8 protein-coding genes are annotated in these 7,821 nt (G+C 59.3%); 5 read left to right on the top strand and 3 right to left on the bottom strand.

Annotation, left to right across the window (positions count from 1 at the left end; translation table 11 throughout):
* The first annotated feature begins 232 nt into the window (after window positions 1-232).
* From AC07P1_RS22110 to AC07P1_RS22120, 3 genes are read left to right on the top strand one after another with little or no spacing between them, the layout of a single operon-like run.
* Entirely contained in the window at window positions 233-1,267 is a 1,035-nt protein-coding gene (locus tag AC07P1_RS22110; RefSeq protein ID WP_494697858.1) for a sensor histidine kinase, read from the top strand.
* Window positions 1,264-2,016 (top strand): LytR/AlgR family response regulator transcription factor, encoded by a 753-nt coding sequence (locus tag AC07P1_RS22115; protein ID WP_494697859.1) that lies wholly within the window; start codon window positions 1,264-1,266, stop codon window positions 2,014-2,016. Before AC07P1_RS22110 ends, AC07P1_RS22115 begins: the two co-directional genes overlap by 4 nt.
* 18 nt (window positions 2,017-2,034) lie before the next feature.
* The gene (locus tag AC07P1_RS22120; protein ID WP_494697860.1) at window positions 2,035-3,129 is read left to right on the top strand and encodes a S41 family peptidase; all 1,095 of its coding nucleotides are present in this window, start codon (window positions 2,035-2,037) and stop codon (window positions 3,127-3,129) included.
* 230 nt (window positions 3,130-3,359) lie between these two features.
* Here the strand turns inward: AC07P1_RS22120 and AC07P1_RS22125 are convergent, their stop codons facing one another.
* Window positions 3,360-4,232, bottom strand: a complete 873-nt coding sequence (locus AC07P1_RS22125; protein ID WP_494697861.1) for a DMT family transporter — start codon at window positions 4,230-4,232, stop codon at window positions 3,360-3,362.
* 46 nt (window positions 4,233-4,278) lie between these two features.
* Here AC07P1_RS22125 and AC07P1_RS22130 point away from each other — a divergent pair, with 46 nt between their 5' ends.
* Window positions 4,279-4,836 carry an XRE family transcriptional regulator gene (locus AC07P1_RS22130; protein WP_494697862.1) on the top strand — a complete coding sequence of 186 codons (558 nt, stop codon included), beginning with the start codon at window positions 4,279-4,281 and terminating at the stop codon, window positions 4,834-4,836.
* A gap of 770 nt (window positions 4,837-5,606) precedes the next feature.
* On the opposite strand, the gene AC07P1_RS22135 is transcribed toward AC07P1_RS22130, so the two are convergent.
* Window positions 5,607-6,200, bottom strand: coding sequence for a YdeI/OmpD-associated family protein (locus AC07P1_RS22135; protein ID WP_494697863.1), 594 nt, complete (start codon window positions 6,198-6,200; stop codon window positions 5,607-5,609).
* 10 nt (window positions 6,201-6,210) lie between these two features.
* Window positions 6,211-7,356 carry an alpha-hydroxy acid oxidase gene (locus AC07P1_RS22140; protein ID WP_494697864.1) on the bottom strand — a complete coding sequence of 382 codons (1,146 nt, stop codon included), beginning with the start codon at window positions 7,354-7,356 and terminating at the stop codon, window positions 6,211-6,213.
* Here AC07P1_RS22140 and AC07P1_RS22145 point away from each other — a divergent pair.
* Window positions 7,346-7,693, top strand: coding sequence for a hypothetical protein (locus tag AC07P1_RS22145; RefSeq protein ID WP_494697865.1), 348 nt, complete (start codon window positions 7,346-7,348; stop codon window positions 7,691-7,693). The genes AC07P1_RS22140 and AC07P1_RS22145 overlap by 11 nt on opposite strands.
* Window positions 7,694-7,821 lie beyond the last annotated feature (128 nt).

Genomic DNA, 7,821 nt, shown 5'->3' on the forward strand with positions numbered 1-7,821 from the left:
AATCACACTGACCTAAACTAAAAGCCGCATTGGCCCCACGCGTCCCTTACCCCAATCTTCGACCGACTCGCCGCAATATATGCACGGGTCGCCGCAATTGACTCGACCGCCGCCAAGCCATCACCTAAGGTCAAGGCTTCCCTGCTTCCGGACCTTCCATGCGTGTATTGCTTACTATTAGTTGGGTGATTGAAACGCTACAATTGCAGAATTGCATTTCTGGAAACCCCGCGTGAAAGTCGAAACCCCTTTGCTCGTTCCCGTGCTGGCCGCACTGCCGGTATCAGCCTGCATGGTCATTCTGGGCCTGCCCGCGGTCAGTGATCACTATATCGTAGCCTTTCGTACGCTGTTCCTGGTCGCCTGCCTGCTATGGCTTATTCCGCTGACGCTGCTTCAGCGGGCCATGTGGCGTCGCGATTGGTCCTGGCTGCGCATGGGATCGATACTGCTGGCGACCACCTATGCCATGGCGATTACGAACGCTTTTCTGGGTCAGAGCTTTGGGATCGCGATCGGACGGGAAACGGGCTACCAATGGAAATATCTGGCACGGGGCCTGGATAGCTGCTGGCTGGCGCTGGTCGCGTTCTGCGCGGCCCATGCGGTGGCGGCCTATTACCTGTCTCTGCAACAGGTCCGGCTGCATCTGGCCCAGGCGCAAAGCGCGGCCCGCGACGCCGAGTTGCGCGCGCTGCGCCTGCAGGTCAATCCTCACTTCCTGTTCAACTCGCTTAACGCGATCTCAGCGCTGGTGTCGGCCCAGTCCAACCGTGAAGCCAATCGCATGCTCGCGTGCGTGGCCGACTTCCTGCGCGCTACGCTGGCGCATGATGGCCGCCACGAGCATGCGCTGGCCGATGAACTGGCGCTGCTCGACGCCTACCTGGCCATCGAAAAAGCACGCCTCGGCGAGCGCCTGCGCCTGACGATGAAAACCGGCCCCGACTTGCTGGACAGCGTCGTGCCTTACCTGATGCTGCAGCCGCTGGTCGAGAATGCCATTCGCCACGGCATCGCGCCGCTGGCCGCGCCCGGCCAGCTCGATATTCTGGTCGAGCGCGCCGGCACGCGCCTGCTCATCGGCGTGCGGAACGACGGCCAGCCGTCGGCGCAAAAGGATAGCGGCATCGGCCTGGCCAACGTCCGGGAACGCCTGCGCCACCTATACGGCGCGGAACAAGAGGTGGATGCAGGTTGGCGTCCGGACGGCCGCTTCCACGTGCAGATTTCCATGCCGCTGCGCGGCGCCGAGGTGGCGGCATGAAAATCAGGGTGGTGATCGTCGACGACGAGCCGCTGGCCAGACTGGCGGTCAAGGTCAGGCTGGCGCAGCGCGGCGCCTTTGAGCTGGTGGGAGAATTCGGTGATGGCGACAGCGCTTATCAAGGGATTGTGACGCTGAAGCCTGACCTGGCGTTCGTCGACGTCGAGATGCCGGGCAAGAGTGGACTCGACGTGCTGGCCGCCCTGCCGCCTGCGCAACGGCCGATGACCATCCTGCTCACCGCGTATGAGAGCTTCGCCCTGCAAGCGTTCGAACTGGCCGTCCTCGATTACCTGCTCAAGCCGGTCGATGACGAGCGCTTCGACGAAGCCCTGGACCGCGCGCAGCAGGCGTTCCCCTACCGCTGCCAAAGTCGTGCCGCGGCACCGGCGGCAACGGCAATGCGCAGCTTCAGCGTGCGTGTGGGATCGCGCACGGTGCTGGTGCCGGTGGCCGACGTCGAGCGCATCGAGGCCGACGGCGACTACGCCTCCCTGCATGCGAACGGCAAGACCTGGCTGGTGCGGGAACGCCTGCACAACCTGGCCATGCAGCTCGATCCGCGCCAGTTCCACCGCGTGCACCGCTCGTCCATCGTGCGGCTGGACATGATCGCCGAACTGCGTTCCCTGACCAACCGCGACGCCATGCTGCGCCTGCGCGACGGCAGTGTGCTGCGCGCCAGCCGCTCCTACGTGCCGGCGCTGACGGAGGCGCTGCAACACCTCAACGCAAAAACCGATTCGTAGTCCAACCTGGGGGAATGTATGTTAGGTAGCAGGAAGCTTGTTTCAGCGGTCGTGTTGGGCGCGCTGTGGTCGTTGCCCGCCCTGGCGGCGGAGGACACGGCGTTGAGTGCGTCCGATCGCGCCGCAATCGTGCAGACGCTGGCGGCAAAAATTAAAGCAAATTACATCGATTCAACGCGGGCCGAACAGGTGGGCAGTGCGATCATCAGGAAAAATGCCGAAGGAGGTTATGCGGCCGCCGCCAGCGCAACGGCATTCAGTGCGGCGCTGAAGAAGGACTTGCGCGAATTCAGCGGCGACATGCATTTCAGCGCGGGGCGTTACGAGGGCTTCAGTGAGCCCAGCGCGACCGAGGAGCCGCCGAGCCGCGCCCAGATAGAGGAACGGCGCGCCGCTACCGCGCGGCGCGGCTACGGCATCGAGAAGATCGAACGCCTTCCCGGCAACGTCGGCTATATCGAGTTGCGCGGCTTCGCGGGAGCGCACTTCATCGGCCCGGCGTACACGGCGGCGATGTCGCTCCTGGCGGGCACCGATGCGCTGATCCTCGACCTGCGCCGCAACGGCGGCGGCAGCACGGATAGCGTGGCTTATCTGATGAGCCATTTCTTCCCGGTGGGCGAGGTGCTCCACCTGATCGATATCTATGAGCGCCCGACCGGCACGACGCAGCAGATCTGGACCGTGCCGACGGTAACACAGCGTTACGACAAGCCCGTATATGTGCTGATCTCGGCTCGGACAGGTTCCGCCGCCGAGGACTGCGCCTACGACTTCCAGGTGCTGAAGCGCGGCACCCTGGTCGGTGAAACCACCATCGGCGCTTCCAACCCCAATAGTTGGTACAGCTTGGGACACGACATCGCGGTCTCGATCCCGACGTCGCGCATGATCAACTTCGTCACTAAAACCAACTGGGAGCATGTCGGCGTGAAACCGGACGTCGAAGTGCCAGCAGCGCAGGCGTTGCAGGCGGCGCATGTCGCCATCCTGCGCAACCTGGTGTCATCCGCAAAGGAGGGCAACGAGCGCAAGGAACTGCAACGCCTTCTCGCCATGGTGGAGAAGGGAGAAACCGAGAAGCCCGTCTATACCCGCAGTGGGGAGCGTTAATCGATCCGCCTTGCTCTCCTCGAAGCCGTCAGGAACGGCGGCTTCCGACACGACTTTTTTTGCGGTTCTCCCTTGTGCCGGCGATCCAAAGAGAAGGCTCCTGGAATGTGTAAGCCGAATGAATATCCGGCTTCGCCTCAAGTGCTGTGTTGGGCCTGGAGCGGCTTACGGCCATCGGCACGCCGTCAATTCAGACAATTGTGTCTTCTAATGCGAACGGCTGCGTTTGATTAAGCATCCGTGGGCTTATGTTTGCCCCATTCGCTCATCAAACTGGCGAAGATAATCATCGCGGCGCCTAACCCTGCCAGTGCGGGGATGTGTTCTCCCGCTAGCAAGCCAACTAGCCCGGCCCAAACGGGTTCCCCGGCGTAGATCAGCGTTGCCTTCGTAGCACTAACCTGACGCTGCGCCCAGTTCATCACGTACTGGATTGCTGCACTAGCCGCGCCTAAAGCCAGCGCGCATAAAACGAACAACGGTGCGAATCCAGGGAGACTTTCACCGACCACAGGCATCGCCACGAAGGACAACAACGAAGCTACTGCTAACTGTGTCACCGTAACGCGAGCGATGTTGACGCGTTGAGCAAAGTGGCCTATCAGGATAATCTCAGCCGATATCGCCAATGCACCGAGTGCAGTTAGCATTTCACCATACCCGAAGCCGCCACGGATTCCTTCTGGCCCTGCGAGGCATGCCAGCCCAGCAAACGAAATAGCCGCGCCAGCCAGTGCTGCCACATGAGGTTGCTGGCGTTGGAACAGCCATTGCAACATGGGCACCATCGGCACATAAAAGGCAGTTATGAAGGCGGATTTGCTACTAGTGATGTATTGCAGACCAAGCGTTTGCAACGAGTACCCAGCGAAAATACAAGAGCCGATGGCGATGCCCGCGCCCAGCTCTAGGGAGCTGAAGCCGCGCAGGTGGCGACGACTCAGGATCGCCGCGATGATGGCCGCAATAGCGAAGCGGGTGCCGACAAAGGCAAGAGGACCAGAGGTATGGACAGCGGTCTGTACGATTAAGAAGGTGCCGCCCCAGATCATCGTGACAATGACCAGCGACAGCTCGGCCCAACGGGAGTGATTAAATTTCATGGTAAGATATGCGCAAAATATTTCTCATATTATGGTGCGCAATATAATGCACAGTCAAGAAAATTCGTCTCCAGCGCTTGCGCATGCGGCAGAAAACGTGCGCCGTTACCGGTTGCAGCAAGGGTTAAGCCAAGACGAGTTGGCCAAACGCTCGGGCTTAAGTCGGCGCATGATCAACGGTCTAGAGGCAGGTAGCGCAAATATCAGCTTGTCGAATTTGGACGCGATTGCATTGACGTTGGGCGTTCGCTTTGTGGACTTGGTGCGTGCCCCTAACGCCGATAACAGAGACATGCGCAATGTGATGTGGCGGGGTGCTGGGGCCGAGAGCCAAGCAATTTTGCTGGGCGCGACGGCTGCCGCCAATATGGTGGAGTTGTGGACTTGGACCTTGCATGCCGGCGACCGCTACGACGCCCAGCCGGACATGCAGGGTTTTTCAGAAATGATCGTCGTCACCGAAGGCACGCTCCACATCGTCTTTGAGCACGAGACGAAACATCTGAATGTCGGTGAATTTGCCATCTTTAGCAGTTCCCAACACTATGCTTACGTTAACCCGGAGACTGTACGCACGCGTTTCATCCGCAACGTCATTAGTTGAACTAATGTACGCTAATACAGCTAATACCGAACTTATCTTTAGATTGTGTTTCACTACACTTGTAGTTGCGCAGCCAAGGGGCCCTGGCCGTTAGAGATTTATTCCATCTTGATCTGAACTTTTAGCCATTCCATATGCTGCTCGATATGGTCCACCAACTCCAGATTCGCAGCAATGGTACACGCCTCCAGTCGATTCTCTTCTTGCTGGCGCATGTCCTTTAATGCCTTTAAGCGATCGCACCATGACCTTAACCGTCGCTGTTCTGGTGTAGGAGACGCCCAAGGCTACGGCTGCATCTTTGCGCAATACCTGGCGATCAAGGCCACATCGATCGCATCATTTTTGTTCCGTACCAGTTCGCTCTGACCATATCCTTTGATACGGGCTGGATTAACTATGCTTACGAGAGGAATTCGCAACTGACTTCTTGCGTACCATTCCTTTGAAGATCATAGCTAAGTCCAACTTATGTTTGCCGACATCTATTCCGATGGCAGTAAGTTCCTTGTCCATGGCTTTCCCTCCTCGTATGCAGGCTTACGCGAGGTGCGTTAGCCTCAGATACTGTCCGGACTTTTAGATGGAAATGGGCAAGGGCACCGATCTGACAAGCAGAGTCGAACCCTAAGGTCAAGTTCTGTGTCACCTTACCCAGCCGCGCCATCTGGGAAACACGATACCACTGGATCGGCAACTTCAATATACGAGGTCAAGTATGCGCCAGCGCAGATTAGCGAAGCGGAATCTTCCCCAAGCTCCGCCAACCGCTAATCATCCAGCCCCTTCCCGCTCAAAATATCGGGAATGGCCTTCAACACCCGCGCGGTACGCGTCTTCGACTGCTTGGCCGACGAAAAGTGTAGAAGGTAGGCCCGCCTGCGGCCGGGCGTCAACGCCTCGAAAGCGGTTTTCAGATCCAGCATCTCATCAAGCTTGGCCTGGAACTCCTCCGGCACGGAAAACTCCTCGGTCTTCTTCAACTCGACCTTCAGCCCAGACTTCTCCACCTTCACCGCTTCCGCGATATACGCCTTCAAAACGGCCTTCAGCTTGCGGATTTCCTCGACGTTCTTGAAGCGCACCTGTCGCGCCGCCTGCACGTTGTCGGTCTGCTGGATCAGGATGCCCTTGGCATCCTTCAGCAACGCCCCCTTGAAAAACAGCAGCGCGCAATACTCCTTGAACGAGTGGATCAACACCACGTTCCGTCCCTCCAGCGTGTAGCACGGCACGCCCCACTTCAAATCCTCACCAAGGCCGCCATCGAGACAAACCGCCCGCAGCTCACGCACCTCGTCCACCCAGTTCTTCAGCCGTTCAACATAGGCATCGACTTTAGGATTCAGGGCGTGTTCTGTCATGGCTCGCCTCTCAATAGGTTCTGGGAAGAAGAATGTTACGGTCGACATGCTGCAGATCGCGCAGTCCGCAGAAAGCCATCGTCAGATCGGCCTCGTTGCGGATGATCTCCAGACATTTGCTCACGCCCTGCTCGCCCATCGCACCCAGTCCATACAGGAACGGACGCCCAATATAGACGCCTTTCGCGCCCAGCGCCACCGCCTTAATCACGTCCTGGCCGGAGCGGATGCCGCCGTCCATGTGCACCTCGATCTGCTTGCCGACCGCCTCGACGATCGCGGGCAGCGCGCCGATCGACGATTGCGCGCCGTCGAGCTGGCGCCCGCCATGGTTGGAGACGATCAGCGCGTCGGCGCCACTGTCAACGGCCAGGCGCGCATCCTCCGCATCCATGATGCCCTTGATGATCAACTTGCCGCCCCAGCGCTGCTTGATCCACTCGACGTCCTTCCACGACAGGCTCAAATCGAACTGCTGGCTGGTCCACGACGACAGCGACGACATGTCCGACACCGATGTCGCGTGCCCGACGATATTGCCGAAGCTGCGGCGCTTGGTGCCCAGCATGCCGAAACACCAGCGCGGCTTGGTGGCCAGGTTGATCATGTTGGCGATGGTCAGTTTGGGCGGCGCCGACAGGCCGTTGCGCAAATCCTTGTGGCGCTGTCCCAGCACCTGCAAATCCAAAGTCAGCACCAGCGCCGAGCAGCGCGCGGCTTTGGCGCGGTCGATCAGGCGGTTGATGAATTCGCGATCTTTCATCACGTACAGCTGGAACCAGAAAGGCTTGCTGGTGTTGGCCGCGATGTCCTCGATCGAGCAGATGCTCATCGTCGACAAGGTGAACGGCACGCCGAATTTTTCGGCGGCCTTGGCGGCGAGGATTTCGCCGTCGGCGTGCTGCATGCCGGTCAGGCCGGTCGGCGCCAGAGCCACCGGCATCGTGACGTTCTGGCCGACCATGGTGCTGGCCAGGGTGCGGTTCTCCAGATTGACGGCGACCCGCTGGCGGAATTTGATCTTCGCGAAGTCTTCGTTGTTGGCTCGGTAGGTCGATTCGGTCCAGGAGCCGGCATCGGCGTAATCGTAGAACATGCGCGGAACGCGCTTCTTGGCCAGAACGCGCAGGTCTTCGATACTGGTGATGATGGTCATGCACACTCCTTGGGCGATAATCGACAAATCATCGGGCATTTTGGTGAAAATGCCAATAAGAATGTGCGGCTACAATAGCCATCCAGGCAGGATAATCAAGGAGTTGATTTTGGCGCGAGCGGGCAGCAAGGGAAGTACGGTGATCGTGGTGATGGCGGCGGCTTTGCTGTGCACCCTCGCCTATAAGAACATGACCAAGGTTCCGGCGCCGCCGCCGGCAACGAAGGGCAACTGCACCCGGGATGCCATTCGCCAGGTCGACGATCCGATGGAACGGGCGATTCTGTCCGGCCAGTGCGCCAAACAACCCGCCACCATGGGCGCAAACGCCAAATAACCGGCGCCACAAAGCAAAAAGGCCTGAAGATTTCTCTTCAGGCCCTTCCACTTACGAATTTTGGTGCGGCTGGCAGGAATCGAACCCACGACCCCTTGGTTCGTAGCCAAGTACTCTATCCAGCTGAG

It is taken from the genome of Duganella sp. GW821-FHT07F09, assembly GCF_059418705.1.

Bases quoted from the DNA above. Each gene is read 5' to 3' on its own strand.
- AC07P1_RS22115 (WP_494697859.1), top strand. From the start codon at position 1,264: ATGAAAATCAGGGTGGTGATCGTCGACGACGAGCCGCTGGCCAGACTG.
- AC07P1_RS22120 (WP_494697860.1), top strand. From the start codon at position 2,035: ATGTTAGGTAGCAGGAAGCTTGTTTCAGCGGTCGTGTTGGGCGCGCTG.
- AC07P1_RS22125 (WP_494697861.1), bottom strand. From the start codon at position 4,232: ATGAAATTTAATCACTCCCGTTGGGCCGAGCTGTCGCTGGTCATTGTC.
- AC07P1_RS22130 (WP_494697862.1), top strand. From the start codon at position 4,279: ATGCACAGTCAAGAAAATTCGTCTCCAGCGCTTGCGCATGCGGCAGAA.
- AC07P1_RS22135 (WP_494697863.1), bottom strand. From the start codon at position 6,200: ATGACAGAACACGCCCTGAATCCTAAAGTCGATGCCTATGTTGAACGG.
- AC07P1_RS22145 (WP_494697865.1), top strand. From the start codon at position 7,346: ATGATGGTCATGCACACTCCTTGGGCGATAATCGACAAATCATCGGGC.
- AC07P1_RS22140 (WP_494697864.1), bottom strand. From the start codon at position 7,356: ATGACCATCATCACCAGTATCGAAGACCTGCGCGTTCTGGCCAAGAAG.